The sequence below is a fragment of the Chryseobacterium cucumeris genome (assembly GCF_001593385.1).
Taxonomy (GTDB): domain Bacteria; phylum Bacteroidota; class Bacteroidia; order Flavobacteriales; family Weeksellaceae; genus Chryseobacterium; species Chryseobacterium cucumeris.
The window spans coordinates 239,619-256,546 of record NZ_LUVZ01000045.1; the positions used below are offsets into that span (position 1 = coordinate 239,619).

16 protein-coding genes are annotated in these 16,928 nt (G+C 36.5%); 8 read left to right on the forward strand and 8 right to left on the reverse strand.

The genetic code is table 11. From position 1 onward, the window contains the following. Positions 1–14: 14 nt before the first annotated feature. Positions 15–2,441 carry a TonB-dependent receptor plug domain-containing protein gene (locus A1704_RS21805; protein ID WP_062676103.1) on the forward strand — a complete coding sequence of 809 codons (2,427 nt, stop codon included), beginning with the start codon at positions 15–17 and terminating at the stop codon, positions 2,439–2,441. A 167-nt stretch (positions 2,442–2,608) separates the two neighbouring features. On the opposite strand, the gene A1704_RS21810 is transcribed toward A1704_RS21805, so the two are convergent. Beyond that, positions 2,609–3,826 carry a PQQ-dependent sugar dehydrogenase gene (locus A1704_RS21810; protein ID WP_062676104.1) on the reverse strand — a complete coding sequence of 406 codons (1,218 nt, stop codon included), beginning with the start codon at positions 3,824–3,826 and terminating at the stop codon, positions 2,609–2,611. A gap of 106 nt (positions 3,827–3,932) precedes the next feature. Here A1704_RS21810 and A1704_RS21815 point away from each other — a divergent pair, with 106 nt between their 5' ends. The 3 genes from A1704_RS21815 to uvrB all read left to right on the forward strand — a co-directional run bounded on the left by A1704_RS21815 (position 3,933) and on the right by uvrB (position 7,887). Beyond that, the gene (locus A1704_RS21815; protein ID WP_062676105.1) at positions 3,933–4,304 is read left to right on the forward strand and encodes a BlaI/MecI/CopY family transcriptional regulator; all 372 of its coding nucleotides are present in this window, start codon (positions 3,933–3,935) and stop codon (positions 4,302–4,304) included. Positions 4,305–4,306: 2 nt separating this feature from the next. Next, a complete protein-coding gene (locus A1704_RS21820; protein WP_062676106.1) occupies positions 4,307–5,719 on the forward strand; it encodes a M56 family metallopeptidase in 1,413 nt (470 codons plus the stop codon). Between the two features lie 176 nt (positions 5,720–5,895). Next, entirely contained in the window at positions 5,896–7,887 is a 1,992-nt protein-coding gene (uvrB, locus tag A1704_RS21825; protein ID WP_062676107.1) for an excinuclease ABC subunit UvrB, read from the forward strand. 79 nt (positions 7,888–7,966) lie between these two features. Here the strand turns inward: uvrB and A1704_RS21830 are convergent, their stop codons facing one another. The 4 genes from A1704_RS21830 to A1704_RS21845 all read right to left on the reverse strand — a co-directional run bounded on the left by A1704_RS21830 (position 7,967) and on the right by A1704_RS21845 (position 10,836). Then, complete coding sequence (locus A1704_RS21830; protein ID WP_082798849.1) at positions 7,967–8,203, reverse strand: DUF3820 family protein; 237 nt, start codon at positions 8,201–8,203, stop codon at positions 7,967–7,969. 12 nt (positions 8,204–8,215) lie between these two features. After that, the gene (locus A1704_RS21835) at positions 8,216–9,295 is read right to left on the reverse strand and encodes an AI-2E family transporter (protein ID WP_062676108.1); all 1,080 of its coding nucleotides are present in this window, start codon (positions 9,293–9,295) and stop codon (positions 8,216–8,218) included. Between the two features lie 14 nt (positions 9,296–9,309). Further along, positions 9,310–10,038: a hypothetical protein gene (locus A1704_RS21840; RefSeq protein WP_062676109.1), complete on the reverse strand. Its 729-nt coding sequence runs from the start codon at positions 10,036–10,038 to the stop codon at positions 9,310–9,312. 72 nt (positions 10,039–10,110) lie between these two features. Next, the gene (locus A1704_RS21845; protein WP_062676110.1) at positions 10,111–10,836 is read right to left on the reverse strand and encodes a hypothetical protein; all 726 of its coding nucleotides are present in this window, start codon (positions 10,834–10,836) and stop codon (positions 10,111–10,113) included. Positions 10,837–10,881: 45 nt separating this feature from the next. Between A1704_RS21845 and A1704_RS21850 the strand changes: the two genes are divergently transcribed. Beyond that, positions 10,882–11,859, forward strand: a complete 978-nt coding sequence (locus A1704_RS21850; protein WP_062676111.1) for an aminodeoxychorismate synthase component I — start codon at positions 10,882–10,884, stop codon at positions 11,857–11,859. Then, positions 11,843–12,469, forward strand: coding sequence for an aminotransferase class IV (locus A1704_RS21855; protein ID WP_062676112.1), 627 nt, complete (start codon positions 11,843–11,845; stop codon positions 12,467–12,469). Before A1704_RS21850 ends, A1704_RS21855 begins: the two co-directional genes overlap by 17 nt. Positions 12,470–12,471: 2 nt before the next feature. Here A1704_RS21855 and menD read toward each other — a convergent pair whose 3' ends face one another. Further along, positions 12,472–14,142: a 2-succinyl-5-enolpyruvyl-6-hydroxy-3-cyclohexene-1-carboxylic-acid synthase gene (gene menD / locus A1704_RS21860; RefSeq protein ID WP_062676113.1), complete on the reverse strand. Its 1,671-nt coding sequence runs from the start codon at positions 14,140–14,142 to the stop codon at positions 12,472–12,474. A gap of 84 nt (positions 14,143–14,226) precedes the next feature. Between menD and A1704_RS21865 the strand changes: the two genes are divergently transcribed. Next, positions 14,227–15,177 (forward strand): isopenicillin N synthase family dioxygenase, encoded by a 951-nt coding sequence (locus A1704_RS21865; protein WP_062676114.1) that lies wholly within the window; start codon positions 14,227–14,229, stop codon positions 15,175–15,177. A 44-nt stretch (positions 15,178–15,221) separates the two neighbouring features. On the opposite strand, the gene A1704_RS25135 is transcribed toward A1704_RS21865, so the two are convergent. Further along, the gene (locus A1704_RS25135; RefSeq protein ID WP_413930350.1) at positions 15,222–15,410 is read right to left on the reverse strand and encodes a bacteriocin-like protein; all 189 of its coding nucleotides are present in this window, start codon (positions 15,408–15,410) and stop codon (positions 15,222–15,224) included. A gap of 130 nt (positions 15,411–15,540) precedes the next feature. After that, positions 15,541–15,810, reverse strand: coding sequence for a hypothetical protein (locus tag A1704_RS21870; RefSeq protein WP_062676115.1), 270 nt, complete (start codon positions 15,808–15,810; stop codon positions 15,541–15,543). Between the two features lie 224 nt (positions 15,811–16,034). Here A1704_RS21870 and A1704_RS24770 point away from each other — a divergent pair, with 224 nt between their 5' ends. Then, positions 16,035–16,196, forward strand: a complete 162-nt coding sequence (locus tag A1704_RS24770; RefSeq protein ID WP_167348790.1) for a bacteriocin-like protein — start codon at positions 16,035–16,037, stop codon at positions 16,194–16,196. Positions 16,197–16,928 lie beyond the last annotated feature (732 nt).

Below are 16,928 nucleotides of genomic sequence, written 5' to 3' on the forward strand. Positions count from 1 at the left end.
TAAAAATTATTAATATGAAAATAAAATATATCAGCATTATTTTCCTTGGAGTTTCTGCCTTCTCCTATGCCCAGCAGGTAAAAGATACTTTGAAAGAATCAAAAATTGACGAAGTTGCCATTACCGGAAGCCGAAACAAGAAAAGAACAGTGGTAAACACGCCCGTTCCTATTGATATTATAGACATTAAACAGGTAAGCCAGTCAACGGGTCAAGTGGAAATCAACCAGCTTTTACAATTTTCAGCACCCTCTTTTAACTCCAATAAACAATCAGGATCCGACGGTGCTGATGCTGTAGATCCCGCTACGTTAAGAGGTCTTGGTCCAGACCAGACTTTACTTTTGTTAAATGGAAAAAGATACCATCAATCTTCACTGATTAACCTTTTCGGAACCAAAGGAAGAGGAAATACGGGATATGACATGAATACAATTCCGATTGGCGCCATAAAAAGAGTGGAAGTTCTTCGTGACGGAGCATCAGCCCAATACGGTTCGGATGCTATTGCCGGAGTAATTAATGTTATTTTGAATGACAGAAATAACGGTTTTGAAGGAAATCTATTCACAGGTATGAATCTTTTCAAAAGTCCAGGTAATAATGACGTAGTATCAGATCACAAAGTAGACGGAACCACCTTTGATTTCAATGGAAATTTGGGAACTAAAATAGGATCAAAAGGTGGTTTCGGAAACTTTACCGTAGAATTCATCAATAAAGATTACGCCATACGAAATGCCAATCCGGATGTTTACACCTCTCCCAGACAGCGTTTCGGAGATGCAAAAGCTCAGAACATCTACTTTTTCGGAAATATTGAAGTCCCGTTATCTGATGGTCTGAAGTTTTATTCCCGCCAAGGTTTTTCACATAGAAATACTAAGGCTTATGCATGGACCAGAACCCCAGATGCAGACGGTAATATTCCTGAAGTTTACCCTACAGGATTTAACCCGGTTGAAAATACCAGCATTACGGATTTTACGTTTGACAACGGATTAAAGTTCAAAGTTGCAGACTGGGATGTAGATTTTTATAATGCTTTTGGTAACAACAGGTTTATTTACCAGATAGACAATACAATTAATGCCACTTTAGGAGTCAAATCTCCTACAAGCTTTAATGCAGGAGGACATTCTCTGCTGCAGAATACAACTGGGTTTAATGCTGTGAAACAGTTCAAAGTACTGGAAGGGCTTAACGTTGCTTTCGGATCTGAATTCAGATATGAAAAATTTGATATCATCAAAGGAGAAGAGGCTTCTTACGACATGTATGATATCAATGGAAATCTGGTGACTCCAAACACACCTCAAAACTTATTGGTTACGAATCCGTCAAGTGGCAATGTAAGGCCAGGTGGTTCACAAGGTTTTCCTGGCTATTCTACAGATACAGGAAATAGCAGAAACAACTTTGCTGCTTATGTAGATACAGAATTGGATGTTACTAAAAACTGGATGATAAGCATTGCCGGAAGATTTGAAAATTATAATGATTTCGGAAGCACTCTGAATGGTAAATTTGCTACAAGATATGCGATCACGCCACAGTTTGCTTTCCGGGGATCCGTTTCTACTGGGTTCAGAGCGCCTTCTCTGGCTCAGAAATACTACAGCCAGCAATTTACCAACTTCCAGGGCGGTAAACTGGTCACTATTCAGCTCGCTTCTAATGACAGTAACATCGCAAACAGCCTGGGAATTCCTCAACTGAAGCAGGAAACCTCAGTGAACGGCAGCGCCGGGTTTACCTTCAATACTGGAAAATTCACAGCCACCGTAGATGGTTATTACATCCGTGTTAAAGACAGAATTGTTCTTACCGGATATTTTGCACAAGCAGACTTACCAGAAAAAGTTCAAGAAGAGAATCCATTTATCGACCAGGTACAGTTTTTTTCCAATGCCATCGATACCAAAACAAAAGGAGTTGATGTGATCTTAAGCTATACTGAAAATATCGGTTCCGGAAAACTGACTGCTACATTAGCAGGAAACTATAATGATATGGAAATCACAAAAGTCAATACCTCAGAACAGCTGGCAGGGAAAGAAGATACTTACCTGAGTGCAAGAGAAAAAGCATTTATTCTTGCTTCTGCTCCGAAGACAAAAGTAAATTTAAACCTTAATTACAGACTCAACAAATTCAATGTAAATCTGCAGATGGTACGATTTGATAAAGTAACCCTGATTGGTTATGACGACTCAGAACAGGTCTATAATCCAAAAGTGACCACCGATCTTTCTTTCGGCTATGAATTCTGCAAGAATCTGAATCTGACTTTAGGAAGTAAAAACCTGTTCAACAGATATCCTACTTTACAGACTACACATGTATCCGACGGAAATACAGAAGCCGGAGGTATTTTTGATCCTGTACAGATGGGATTTGCCGGAAGACAGGTTTTTGCCAGACTTAATTTTAAGTTTTAAGAGAATAAAAAGAAACTGTATCAAAGGTTAATAATTTCACCTTTGTCATTCTGACGAAGGAAGAGTCTCATTTATAAACCAATAACATAAGATTCTTCACTACATTATTGAACTACGTTCGCAGACCTTCAGCCTGTGTTCAGAATAAAATTTTGATACAGTTTTTTCTATTTTTTTGAAATTTTATAAAGCTTACCGCTGTCTGTTACTGCATACAGATTCCCATCCATCCCGTTTAATACATCACGGAAACGTTCTTTCTGATCTGTAAGAAGACGTTCTTCACCCACTACTTTATTATCTTTCATAACAACTCTGTTAATGTGCTCTCCACTCAGGCATCCGATAATGAGATTACCTTTCCATTCATCAATATTTCCTGTATAGAAAGTAATTCCGCTTGGTGAAATCACAGGATCCCAATAATAGACAGGTTGTTCGGTTCCTTCTTTTTGAGTGATACCCTGTCCTACTTTATCCCCTGAATATTCGATACCATAGGTTACATCTCCCCAGCCGTAATTTTTTCCCGGTTGAATCAGATTGATTTCATCACCCCCTCTTGGCCCCATTTCAACATCCCAGAGCCTGCCATTGGGATCGATAGCCATTCCTTGCGGATTTCGGATTCCGTAAGCATATATTTCAGGTTTATAACCGGGTTTCCCAATAAAAGGATTTCCCGGCGCAGGTTTACCATCTTTTGTAATCTTTAAAATCTTGCCTAGATAATTATCTGTTTTCTGCGCATATACACGGGTTACTTTATCTGATCTTTCTCCTGTACTGACAAATAAATGTCCATCTTTATCAAAAGCCAGACGGCTTCCGTAGTGCTTATCTCCATCATAAGAAGGTTCAGCGCGGAAAATAACTTTTACTTCTGAAATATTTTTAAGATCTGCAGACAGCTTTCCTTTTGCTACAGATGTTAAGTTTCCTTTTCCAAAAGGTTCCGAAAAACTGAAATAAATAACATTGTTGGATTTAAAATCGGGATCAAGCGCTACATCCAGCATTCCGCCCTGTCCTTTTGAATCTACTTTTGGAAAACCTTCAATCTTTGACACCTGTTTTCCATCTGTTGAAACCACATTCATATACCCTTTCTTATCTGTGATGAGAAATTTTCCGTCAGGTAGATTGATAATTCCCCATGGTCTTCCAAGGTCTTTATTCAATATTTCTATGGCATAGGGCGTTGTTGTTTTTACAGCCTTGATTCTTGTCTGCTCTTTAAATGCAGGCTTATAATCAGAATTAGGATTTTCCGTTTCCACACTTCCGTCATTTCCAGTCCGCTGAGCATTGGCATGATTCTCTTTGCATGAAGATAAAAAAAGAAAAAGGCTTACTACAGGAATATAAAATTGATTGATTTTCATATCATTATAATTAGATGTTATACAACGAATGGAAAAATAATGCCAATAAAATTTGCACATATCAATTTTTATTCTACATTTGTAGAATAAATTACAAACTTGTAGAATGAAAGAGATTAAACTAACTGATTCTGAAAAAAGCCTTATGGAAATTCTTTGGGAAAAGAAAACTGTTTTCATGAAGGACATACTGGAAGCCTATCCGGATCCAAAGCCAGCACCAACAACTATTGCAACCTTACTTAAAAGAATGCAAAACAAAGAACTGATAGGCTATAAACTTTATGGAAATTCCCGCGAATACTTTCCAAAAGTAGAAAAAGGGGAATATTTTAAGGAAGAAATGACTTCTATGATTGACCGCTTTTTTAACAGCTCTGTAACGCAGTTTGCATCATTTTTTACATCCAATGCCAAACTTAGCCAAAAGGAACTGAAAGAACTTCGTGATATTATTGATGAACAAATTAAAGAATAAATATGACTGCTATTATTCTGAAAATAATTCTGTGTTCTTCTATTTTCATTGCTGTTTATTATCTGTTTCTGGAAAAAGAAAAAATGCTAAGATTCAACAGGCTTTATTTATTAAGTTCGTTAGTAATTTCTTATATAATTCCTTTTGTTACGATTACTCTTCCCAATCACAGCACTGAGAAAATGCCGCAAATGATCATAGAAGAAACGGCACAACAACTGGTTTTTATCCCTCAAAAGCAGGAAAGTTTCAACTGGATTAATGTGGTATGGGAAATTTATATTTTCATCACCCTATTTCTGTTGATAAAAAGCTTTATTTCCCTTGTGAAGCTCAAAAAAATATCCGGAAAGAGACATATTTACCAAAACCATACTATATTATTGACAAAAGAAAATCTTTCCCCTTTCAGTTTTTGGAATACAATGTATATGGGCGAAAACTATATGAAAAACGATACAATAGATCAAAGAATTTTCATTCACGAAAGAACTCATATTGAACAAAATCACAGCCTTGACCTATTAATTTTGAACACTTTAAAAGTCTTTACATGGTTCAATCCTGTTCTTTTCCTTTATAAGAAAGCGATGATCACAAATCATGAATTCCTGGCAGACGAAGCTGTCGTGAAAAGCAATTGCAACATCAAAGATTACCAGAATCTTATTCTTGAAGAAATTCTGAACCATCAAAATCCTCCTTTGACTCATTCATTTAATTTTAATAACACCAAAAAAAGATTTATTATGATGAAAACAAAAAAATCAAAATTTAGTCTGCTAAAGAAAACAGCAGGAATCACCGTTTTAATTACTGCAGCTGTCTTATTTTCTGAAAGAACATATGCAGGAAATTCCACTCATGTTTATCTTTCTGAAAGAATAGCAGAGATCCCGGATCAGATTGTACACAAGGAATCAAAACAAACAGATTTAAAAAGTCAGGACTATTTTGAAAAAACCAAGGAAGAAGGAAAGTCATCTGGTATAATAGATTCCCAAAAAGAAGAATTGAAAAAAGTTCCGGATACAATAATTCCGAAAGTAGATAAAACACGCGAAAGTAAAGACACAAATTCATCGGTCAATACCCAACAGAATACGAACGAATTTCCAGCACAATATCCCGGAGGGCCTAAAGACTTAAAAATCAAAATAAGCAGAAGCGTAGATGTGAGTAAGTTAGGAGACTATAGCAGCCCTATAACCTCTACCGCGTATATTCATATCAATGAAGCAGGAAAGACAACTCTGGTAACTACTTCGGGAGAAAATGAAATTCTGAACCGGGAACTTTTAAAAACAGTCACTGAAATCAGTAATGAAACAGTATGGATACCTGCAATGAAAGATGGAAAAACCATTGCTTCAGTATTGAAAGTTCCGGCAACAATGACTTTTACACGACCATAACAATAAAGCGCTTTTTTCAGCGCTTTTTTATTTTTTCAATTTTTCGTAATCAGACAACTTCAGAAAATCAAAAATCAAGGATGATAAGTTAAAATTATATTATCAAAATATTCACCTTCAAAACATTATACAGCCTAATAATTTCTTTCGTATTTTTGTTGTATACATTCTTTTCTATGGATTTTAAGCTTCAATCAGAATATAAACCTACCGGAGACCAGCCTCAAGCTATTGAAAAACTTACTGAAGGAATAGAGATCGGTGAGAAATATCAAACGCTTTTAGGGGTAACAGGTTCCGGAAAAACCTTTACTGTTGCGAATGTGATACAAAAAGTACAACGTCCAACTCTGGTACTGGCACACAATAAAACGCTTGCTGCACAGCTCTTCATGGAGTTTAAAGAGTTTTTTCCCGAAAACGCAGTGGAATACTTTGTAAGCTACTATGATTATTACCAGCCTGAGGCTTATATTGCCACAACAGGAACTTATATTGAAAAAGACCTGAGTATCAATGAAGAGGTAGAAAAACTACGTCTTTCTGCAACTGCCAGCCTTCTTTCGGGAAGGAGAGACGTTTTGATTGTGGCTTCTGTTTCATGTATTTATGGTATCGGGAATCCTACCGAATTTCATAAATCTTTGATTTCTATCGCTATTGGTGAGAAAGTGACAAGAACAGCACTTCTCCATTCACTAGTTAATGCACTGTATGCCAGAACGCTGAATGAATTCCAGAGAGGAACATTTCGTGTAAAAGGGGACGTAATCGATGTCTTCCCTGCCTACACTGATAATGCGATCAGAATTCAGTTTTTTGGAGATGAAATTGAAAAGATTCAAAGTTTCGACCCTGTTACTGGAAATGTAGAGGATAATTTTGATCAGATACAGATTTATCCTGCCAATCTTTTTGTAACATCGAAGGAAACCTTAAATGGCGCCATTAAAGATATTCAGGACGACATGGTAAAACAGGTGGATTTCTTTAGCTCCGTTGGGAAGCCATTAGAAGCAAAACGACTTCAGGAAAGAACTGAACTGGATCTTGAAATGATTAAAGAACTGGGCTATTGCTCAGGGATTGAGAACTACTCCAGGTATCTGGATGGCCGTCTTCCGGGAACAAGACCTTTCTGTCTGATTGACTATTTCCCTAAAGACTTTTTAATGGTCATTGATGAAAGCCACGTAACTGTTCCGCAAGTTCATGCCATGTATGGGGGAGACCGAAGCAGAAAAGAGGCGTTAGTGGAGTACGGTTTCAGACTTCCTGCGGCGATGGACAACAGACCTTTAAAGTTTGAAGAATTTGAAGCTATTCAGAATCAGGTTATTTATGTTTCTGCAACGCCTGCAGATTATGAACTTGAAAAAACGGGAGGTGCTTATATTGAACAAATCATCCGCCCTACCGGGCTTCTTGATCCGATTATTGAAGTAAGACCTTCACTGAACCAGATTGATGATCTGATGGAAGAAATCCAGAAAAGAGCTGATGCTGATGAAAGAGTACTGGTAACTACTTTAACCAAGAAAATGGCAGAGGAACTTACGAAATACTTTACCAAGTTCGGAATCAGAACGAGATATATTCACTCAGATGTAGAGACTCTGGAACGTATTCAGATCATGCAGGATCTTCGTTTAGGACTTTTTGATGTACTGATTGGGGTTAATTTATTGAGAGAAGGTCTGGATTTACCTGAAGTTTCTCTGGTTGCCATTCTGGATGCTGATAAAGAAGGAATGCTTAGAAGCAGAAGATCAATGATCCAAACTGTGGGCCGTGCCGCAAGAAACGTGAACGGAAAGGCAATCATGTATGCAGACAAAATCACAAAATCCATGCAGGCTACCCTGGATGAAACCGAATACCGCCGTGCCAAGCAAATGCAGTACAATGAAGATCACGGTCTGAAGCCCAAAGCCTTAAATAAAAAGATATCCGAAAATCTCGTAGGAAGAAGCAAAGACTTCCCGGATGAAAAATATACGCAAAAAGAAATCCTTCAGAAAGTTGCGGAAACAAAAGCGACTTATGCCAGTGAAGATATTGAGAAAATGATTGCTCAGAAACAGAAAGAAATGGAATCTGCAGCAAAAAATCTTGACTTTATAAAAGCAGCCAAGCTGAGAGATGAAATTGCAGCTTTGAAAGCTTAAAAGGATTAATGATAAAATAGTTTCGGCGGCATCTTCGATGCCGCCGAAATTATATACTAAAATGGGTATATTTTAATTTTTACAATCCATTTGTTACCGCTGCTCTGATGGGAACCAAAAGATCCATGAGCCCGTTTAATTTGATCTCATACACTGTTGACAGCTGCATTCCCAGTTTTCCTTTTGGCATTCCGTTTTTATTAAACCATTCCAGATAGCTGATGGGAAGATCCACCAGAACCGTTCCTTCATATTTACCGAAAGGCATTTTCATTACACAGATTTCTTTTAATATTTCGGGATTAAGTCCTTCCACGTTTTTATCTAATTAAATTAATTTTTCTTTAATATCATCCTGACCGGGTAATTCAAGATCAGGAGGGGTTTCTTCATCCGAAAATTCATTTCTGTATACCTGAACCAGCAGAAGGGTTAGTGAGATCAGAATAGGCCCGAAAATCAGTCCCATGAAGCCAAAAAGATTCATTCCCATGATGATTCCGAATACAGTATTCAATGGGTGAATATTTTCCAGTTTCTTTAAAAGGGTAAAACGAAGAAGATTATCGGTAAGACCTACTACTACAAGACAGTAGATGGCTAAACCTATACCTTGTCCTGTATTTCCTTCAGCAATCATAAAAATACACACCGGCACATATACAATAGCTGTTCCAACAACCGGTATTACTGATGCAGCAGCTGTTAAAGCAAAAAGCAGAATAGCTCCCGGCGCACCGAAAATCAGATAACCAATAAGAGCAACAATTCCTTGTCCTACTGCAACAACAGGAATTCCTATTGCATTGGCCATAATTAATTTTCTCATTTTATCGCCGATCAGGGAGATGTTTGCTCGCTTCAGCGGGGCGGAAGAAGTAAGGATCTTTTCAAAGAGTCTCGGTCTTTCCAGCATAAAATAGAGAATAAAATACATAGACATTACTACGGTAAGGGTATTGAATGTCCCACTGACTGCAGAAGTAGAAAATTTTCCTACATTATCTTTCAGCTTGGCCATATTTTCTTTGCTCAGAATATCAAACCCTGTTTTTGAGAAGATATAAGAATGTATTTTGTCCAGGAAAACATTGAATTTGGCCATATAAGCCTGTGCATTTCCCAGTTTATCAATAATGAGATCGGCAATAAAATAAATCGGAAGAATAAGAACAATAAGACTCGCAAACATCAATGCAAAGGCTGCCAGTGACGGTTTCCATTTTTTTTCTTCCTGCAGATAAAAATTGTATTTTCTGCAGACTACATAAATGGTAATTGCTCCCAACACCGACGGAATAAACAATGCCAGATTAAAACAGATCAATCCAGCCAATACCAGAATGATGGCCAGCAATGACATCTGCTTTATCGCAACACTGCTTATTTGTTTGTCCTTATTCATCATGTATTTTTATATTTTTATTTGCTGAACATAATTTGTCTTGGTTTTCCTAAGAAAGCACAATAGGTTGAGTACATTACAATCATAATAAACGGAGCTGTCAGGATAACCCCTATTCCGCAAAGAATAACCCCTGCAATAGAAATCAAAAACCCTAAAAACCCTGTCAATAAGAAAGTTCCATAGTTCTCTTTAGCAATGTTGAACGACTTTGATAAAGCTTCTGTAGCTGAAGCATTTTCAAATAACAGAATCGGATATCCTATTAAAAGGAAAGGATATACAAAAATGATAGGCAAAACACACAATGCCAGAGCTATCGAGGAAATAATCCAGGCAAGAAGACTATAAATCAAAATGTTCACAAAATTCTGGCGGTATCCGATAAAAAGATCGGAAAACTCAATAGGGTTTTTGGTATTGTATTTATTCACCATGTAGATCAATCCTACATACAAAGGAGATAATAAAAGGCCAAAAAGACTGGAAGCTCCCATATATAAAGGAAGTCCCGGTGCACTCCAATAATTAAAATCGCCTCCTGAAGATTTCATCTCTTCTACCATAGAAGCAGAATCAAATCCTGTAAGCATTTGAATAACAGAACCTCCGATCAGATAGATGATCATAGCTACAATTCCGTAACCGAAAACGCCTTTGTACATTTCAAAAGCATGAGAAATAATTGATCCCGTTTCTCTGTTGGGTACAGAGCCTTGCTGATCAAATTCGTTAAATTCAGACATAGTTTAAATATTTAATGATTTTACCAAATTTACTTTTTTTTAGTAAAAAATCCCATTAAACACGAATGAATTTTAACTTTTCTCCGAAAAGACTGTTTTATAAAGTGAATAAATCATCGCATTCCAAAAAGGAAAAGTGAAAAGTCCACCTATCAGAAACAAAGCAAAACCTAAGTACTTAAATAGAAAAGCAACGATCACACACACCATGATTTCAACGAAATACATTTTAAGCGCTTTAAAATTTAAGGAAATGGCTTCAAAAATTCTTTTATTGGTAAAGAACATCAATGGAGCAACAAAAATGGTTACAGCAACCCAAATTATAGCCAATACAACAGTAGGAATGGTAAATTTGTAAATAAAGAACCAGAAAAGAAAATAGCCTACATACTTAAAAAAATTAAGCCCGTTGTACCCTGCAAAAAGATCTCCTATTACAATATTCTCTTTAAGATCCATCTTACGGAAGATCTGGAACATTCCAAGATTTAAAGGATACAGAAATGCCGTGGTTGCCCAGATTGCCAATGTAAACATCTGATAATTTTCAGTAGCTGTTATTTGCTCCATTTTCTTCAGATAAACCTGAGTGCCCTGCATAAAGGCTTCCTGCAATTCTTTATTATAAGAAAAAATATCATACTTCTCTCCGAAAAGCATCACTCCTGTAAGCAAGATTCCAAAAAAGACAATGGAAAACATCAACTGAAAAACGAGTGTTTTATTCCAATAAAAAAAAGCCTGCTTCAATATAAAATCTATTCCCGGTTTCTGAGGATATTTATTCTGCATCATAAAAAAATTTATGCAAAAGTAAACATCAATAAGTACTTTTGCAGAATGTTTTCAGTGAATCATCAAAAATTTATGGAAATGGACGAACTTTCTCTTCAGAAGGTTCCCTATTTTTTCGTCATAGACTTTCTCTCGGAGAATGTTGAAATCTATCAGGAGCATGAAATTGAAAAAGAAGGTTTAATTATTGATTTTCAATACTTTTCAAACACAAAGGAGACACATAAACTGGACAAAAAAGTAATATGGAAGTCTTTTCCTGAAACATTGGATAGCTTTCAGGCCGGCTTTAATAAAGTTCAGGAAAATATTCGTTTGGGAAACTCTTACCTAGTAAATTATACTAGAAAAACACGAATTGAGACCAATTTAACCTTAGAAGAAATTTTTTACCACTCAAATGCAAAGTACAAAGTTTTTTATAAAGATTTTTTTGTATTTTTTTCTCCTGAAACTTTTGTGAAGATCATTGATGGAAAAATTTTCACCTATCCTATGAAAGGAACAATTGACGCAGCTATTGAAAATGCAGCAGAAATTCTGAAGAATGACAGAAAGGAGAAGGCAGAACATTACACCGTAGTAGATCTTCTCCGCAATGATCTGAGTATGGTCGCTGATGAAGTAAAGGTGGACCAGTTCCAGCATATTGACTTTATCAAAACCCAGCAAAAGGATCTATATGCAATGAGTTCTGAAATTTCAGGAATGATAAAACCTGAATATGAAGGAAAAGTAGGAAGTATTATGCAGAAACTTCTTCCTGCCGGCTCTATTTTAGGAGCTCCCAAACCTAAAACACTGGAAATAATTCTGGATGCGGAAGGATATGACAGAGGATATTATACGGGAGTTTGCGGCTGGTTTGACGGCCAAAATGTAGACAGTTGTGTAATGATACGCTTTATAGAAAAAGAAGAAGACCAACTTTATTTCAAAAGCGGAGGCGGTATAACGCACATGAGTAAATTAGAAGACGAGTATCAGGAAATGAAAAATAAAATCTATGTCCCAATTCATTGAAAGCATTAAAGTAGAAGATCAGGAGGTTTTTCTATTGGATCTACATCAGAAACGTGTCAATCAGACATTTTCCCATTTCGGGAAGGAAGACTCTATTGATCTGGCCAAAATCTATAAAAACCTGCAACATGATGAGGATGGTCTTTTCAAACTGAGAATTGCCTATGATCTCGATAAAAGAATCAGGACACAGATGATTCCATACGCAATCCCGGAAATACAGGATTTCAAACTGGTAGAAAATAATAGCTTCGACTATTCTTTCAAATTCGAGGATCGTAAAGAACTGGATAAAATGAAAGCTAAGGCGAAAGCTGAAGAAATTATCATTGTTAAAAACAATCATATCACCGATACATCTTTCTCTAACCTTTTGTTTTTGAAAGGAAAAGATTGGTTTACGCCTTCGACTTATCTGTTGAACGGAGTACAAAGACAGCATCTTTTAAAACAAAAAAAGATCAAAGAAACGGAGATTACTTTACAGAACATAAAGCAATTCACCCATTTCCAGATCATTAATGCGTTGAATGATTTCGATGATATGTTTATCTATCCTATTGACAGAATTATCAATCTGCCAGGGAGTGAAGAATATCTTGATCTTTAAATCTATTTCATAAACTCAAAATACGACTTCAGTACATCTGCACTATTCTTCCCGTGAGTATTTACTTCCAGGATTTTTGGCTGTGCATCAGGTTTGAAGAAATTCTCAAGCACCCTGTCCAACGTAAGCTCATCCTCTACTCTGATATAGGAGAATCCGAAATGCTTCGCCAGGGATTCAGCGTTCTTGCGGTGTTTTGTAGCAATAAATTCGTCTAATGTATTCGGGTTGGCATTTCCAGGTCCCGGAATGATTTTAAAGATATTACCTTCACCATTATTGAAGATCATAATTCTTACAAACGGTGGAATATATTGGTTCCAAAGACCATTAATATCATAGAAGAAACTAAGATCTCCTGTGATCAATAAAGTTGGGTTTTCATTTTTGATGGCAAATCCCATTGCTGTAGAAGTAGATCCATCAATACCGCTTGTTCCTCGGTTACAATACATCTTTCTCTTTCCGAAATCAAACAGCTGGGCATATCTGATCCCAGATGAATTACTGAAGTGAATGTTATAGTTTTCAGGAATTGTCTGTGATGCTTTATTGAAGAAATAAAAATCAGAGAAATCAATTGTATTTAAAAATTGCTCGTGTTTAGCATCTTTTTTATCTCTTAAAACGTCCCAAAGATTAAAATAAGGTCTAGGTTCCAGATTGATAAATTTCAGCAGTTTTGAAAAGAAAACTTCCGGCTTCACCTCTATCTTTTCTGTCAGTGAGAAATAAGTATCAGGCTGCCATACTTCATCAAGATGCCAGTGCTGTTTTGGGCGGGCACTTCTCAGAAATTGCTTTACTTTTTTGGAAACCACATTCTGTCCTACTGTAATCAACAGGTCAGGAGCATATGTTTTATAATCCTCTTCGGTAAAATTGAAAATATAACGGTCTATATGTTTGAAGAACTTCTCATGGTGCAAATTTGAATTGGCTTCACTCAATACCACTACAGAATGATTTTTCACCAACTGAGTCAGCTGGTTTTCCAGTTCCGGGCTGTAGTCTCTTGTTCCCACCAACAGCATAATTCTTTGCGAAGTATGCCATTCTGCAATCAGATTGGACGGTATTTCATACTCTTTACGTTTGATGGTCTTTTCCACAGTTGGGAAAGTGGGAAGCTCAGATACCAGCTCATATAAAGGTTCTTCCAAAGGAATATTAATATGTACCGGGCCCTGTTTTTCAAAACAAAGTTCAATAGCTTTTTTAATGATATCGAAATTAATATCTTCTGCATTCTCCTTGCTGTCTTCCAAAAGCTGGAAGTCGCCATAGGAATGCTGATGAAAAACATCCTTCTGTCTTATTGTCTGCCCATCAAATATATCAACAAAATCAGTTGGTCGGTCTGCCGTTAGTATCAAAAGGGGTACATTCTGATAAAAAGCTTCAGTAACCGCGGGATAGTAGTTAACTACTGCTGATCCACTGGTACAGGTAACCGCTACAGGCTTCTTTTCACTTTTTGCCATTCCCATTGCCACGAAAGCTGCACTTCTTTCGTCTACAATGCTGTAGCAGTTGAAACGATCTACCTCTGAAAAATGGATGGCCAAAGGAGCATTTCTTGACCCCGGAGAAATTACGATATCTGCAATTCCGTACTGCTGAAGAAGATGTGCAAGTATTTGGATACTTCTCTTAGAAGAATATTTTTTCATACAGCAAATTTAACTTATAAATAATGATTTTAAAATCATTTAAATTAAAAAAAATGTAATTTTGCTGTTCGTAAATTTCTAAAAATGGATAAAATACCTAGTGTAGACCTGCGTGATTTCCTTTCGGGCAACCCGGAACGCAAACAGAAATTTGTAAATGAAATCGGAAAAGCTTATGAAGAAATTGGTTTTGTAGCCTTAAAAGGCCACTTTCTTGATGACAACCTAGTAGAAGATTTGTATGGAGAGGTGAAAAACTTTTTTGAACAACCAGTGGAAACGAAACAAAAGTATGAGATTCCAGGAATTGGTGGCCAGAGAGGTTATGTAGGATTCGGTAAAGAAACTGCTAAAGGTTTCAAAAAAGGAGACTTAAAAGAATTTTGGCATTTTGGACAGTATCTGTCTGATGATTCAAAATACAGAAGTGAGTATCCAGACAATGTAATCGTTGATGAACTTCCAAAATTCAACGAAGTTGGTAAAGAAGCATTCCAAATGCTTGAGAAAACAGGACAGTATGTGTTAAGAGCCTTAGCATTACACCTTGGTTTAGATGAATTTTATTTTGATGACAAAATCGCAGAAGGAAATTCTATTTTAAGACCTATTCACTATCCGCCAATCACTGAAGAGCCAGATGATGCGGTAAGAGCAGCAGCTCATGGAGACATCAATCTTATCACTCTTCTAATGGGAGCACAGGGTAAAGGGCTTCAGGTTCAAAACCACAACGGAGAATGGATTGATGCCATTGCTGAACCAGATGAATTGATGATCAATGTTGGAGATATGCTTTCAAGACATACCAACAACAAATTGAAATCTACCATTCACAGAGTGGTAAACCCACCAAGAGAAATGTGGAGTACTTCAAGATATTCAATTCCTTTCTTTATGCATCCTATCAGTGCAATGTCTTTAAATGCCCTTGAAAATTGTGTAGATGAAAACAATCCAAAGCTATACGAAGATACTACTGCCGGAGAATTCCTGCATGAAAGATTGATCGAACTGGGGTTAATTAAAAAATAAAAAAGAAACGGCTACCTCTATTTGAGGCAGCCGTTTTTACTATATTACATCCCAGTTAAACAGGAAACGCGTGTACATAACATTGTGCAGCTATTCATTCTGTAACAACCGTTATTTTGATCATTAAGTTCCTGACAAGGATCATCAGGAGAATCCCTTAGATCGTAACACTTATCAATTCCTCCTGAAATACTTTTCAATTCTTTTCTCTCAATTTTCTTTAAATTTTTCATGGTTATTGTTTTAGTTTTTCCTACTCTGAAAGCTTTTCGGATAATGCTTGCGTAAATTAGCAATATTTACTGAATAAAATCAATAATTTTCCAACTATAATGAGAGTTAATTAATAAATACAATTTTGTCCTATCCTGTAATACAATAAAATTCTGGGCAAGGAGTTGATTGTGTAAAAGTACCCCACGGACAGATGCAGGTATATGTATCTCCACCGCCGCCAGGATTTTCTCCACCTCCAGGATTTTCGTAAGGAACACATTTTCCCCCCGAACAGATTTGTCCTGCAGAACAGCCGCCTTCTCCCGGTCCGCCGCCTTCTAAGCAATAGGCTGGGAAATTGGCACCCGCAACAATACTTCTTTTGTCGTCTCTTGAAAGTTTTTTTAGTGTTTTCATAGTTATAGTTTTAGTTTTTCCTACTCTGTAAGCTTTTCGGATAACGCTACCTTAAAAATAGCATTTATTTTATTAGCAATCAAATGTTTATATACAAATCATTGATCCTATAGCTCTCAAAGCTGTTTGTTATATTAATTTTTTATTTTTAATATAATAAACATTATTAATTAAAAATATTTTAACTATTTTTACTTTACTTACAAATTTTCAATTAAAACCATATGAAAAATCTAAAAAAACTAAAAAAAGACCAATTAAAAAACATTTCAGGAGGTGCCACCCTTCCTGAAGCAGATTTCTGCATGTACTATTGTAATGGAACCATTGTTTGTGCAACCTGCAGCGATGATTTCAAATGCCCGGATACCAACAATGATATGTAAGATTACAATCAAAATGTAATCCATAAGAACCGTTTCTGTAGAGAAGCGGTTTTTTTATTTCTTTTGACTTAAAATAAGGTGAATTATGAGGGATTAAATTTCATTTATATATATGAACTAGCTTTCAACCACAATAAGCGATTTACGGCCTTAAAAGATAGAGATCCTAATATCCGAGATACAAGGTACGACTCACAGCGATTAGATCTCAGAATTGCAAGTGTAAGGATGCAAGATGACAGGATAATGTCTACGTTTTTTTAGCAGTTAGTATTAGCATAGTCATGCTGAGCGGAGTCGAAGCATTTTAATAAAGAAAACCTTATTTAGACTCCTTGGTAGTAACAGCCTGGGAAGAATAAACAGTATTGAAGGTAAAGACCCATCGTTGGATAAAGAATCGAAAGCAGAGGCCTGGAAACAGGAAGCCTGAAGCTGGAGGAAGAAGAATAGCGGATAGATGAGATGGACTACTTACTACGAACATCTATTATCTTTATCTATTATCCACTGCTCATTACCTATTACTCATTACTTCTGTTTCTGTTTGGATTTGTGTTAGTTAATTTAGGGAGTATGTTGAGTGGGTTTAGTGTTGGTGTAGGTGTAGGTATATAACAAAAAAACCTTTATCGTAAAGATAAAGGTTTTTTAAAAATAAAATAAAAACTGGCGGCGGCCTACTCTCCCGCGTTAGCAGTACCATCGGCGCTGGTGGGCTTAACTTCTGTG

Excerpts from the sequence above, each read along its gene's own strand:
- A1704_RS21865 (WP_062676114.1), top strand. The coding sequence starts at position 14,227 with ATGGATAAAATACCTAGTGTAGACCTGCGTGATTTCCTTTCGGGCAAC.
- uvrB (WP_062676107.1), top strand. The coding sequence starts at position 5,896 with ATGGATTTTAAGCTTCAATCAGAATATAAACCTACCGGAGACCAGCCT.
- A1704_RS24770 (WP_167348790.1), top strand. The coding sequence starts at position 16,035 with ATGAAAAATCTAAAAAAACTAAAAAAAGACCAATTAAAAAACATTTCA.
- A1704_RS25135 (WP_413930350.1), bottom strand. The coding sequence starts at position 15,410 with ATGAAAAATTTAAAGAAAATTGAGAGAAAAGAATTGAAAAGTATTTCA.
- A1704_RS21870 (WP_062676115.1), bottom strand. The coding sequence starts at position 15,810 with ATGAAAACACTAAAAAAACTTTCAAGAGACGACAAAAGAAGTATTGTT.
- A1704_RS21815 (WP_062676105.1), top strand. The coding sequence starts at position 3,933 with ATGAAAGAGATTAAACTAACTGATTCTGAAAAAAGCCTTATGGAAATT.
- A1704_RS21855 (WP_062676112.1), top strand. The coding sequence starts at position 11,843 with ATGTCCCAATTCATTGAAAGCATTAAAGTAGAAGATCAGGAGGTTTTT.
- A1704_RS21820 (WP_062676106.1), top strand. The coding sequence starts at position 4,307 with ATGACTGCTATTATTCTGAAAATAATTCTGTGTTCTTCTATTTTCATT.
- A1704_RS21805 (WP_062676103.1), top strand. The coding sequence starts at position 15 with ATGAAAATAAAATATATCAGCATTATTTTCCTTGGAGTTTCTGCCTTC.
- A1704_RS21835 (WP_062676108.1), bottom strand. The coding sequence starts at position 9,295 with ATGATGAATAAGGACAAACAAATAAGCAGTGTTGCGATAAAGCAGATG.
- A1704_RS21810 (WP_062676104.1), bottom strand. The coding sequence starts at position 3,826 with ATGAAAATCAATCAATTTTATATTCCTGTAGTAAGCCTTTTTCTTTTT.
- A1704_RS21845 (WP_062676110.1), bottom strand. The coding sequence starts at position 10,836 with ATGATGCAGAATAAATATCCTCAGAAACCGGGAATAGATTTTATATTG.
- menD (WP_062676113.1), bottom strand. The coding sequence starts at position 14,142 with ATGAAAAAATATTCTTCTAAGAGAAGTATCCAAATACTTGCACATCTT.
- A1704_RS21840 (WP_062676109.1), bottom strand. The coding sequence starts at position 10,038 with ATGTCTGAATTTAACGAATTTGATCAGCAAGGCTCTGTACCCAACAGA.
- A1704_RS21850 (WP_062676111.1), top strand. The coding sequence starts at position 10,882 with ATGTTTTCAGTGAATCATCAAAAATTTATGGAAATGGACGAACTTTCT.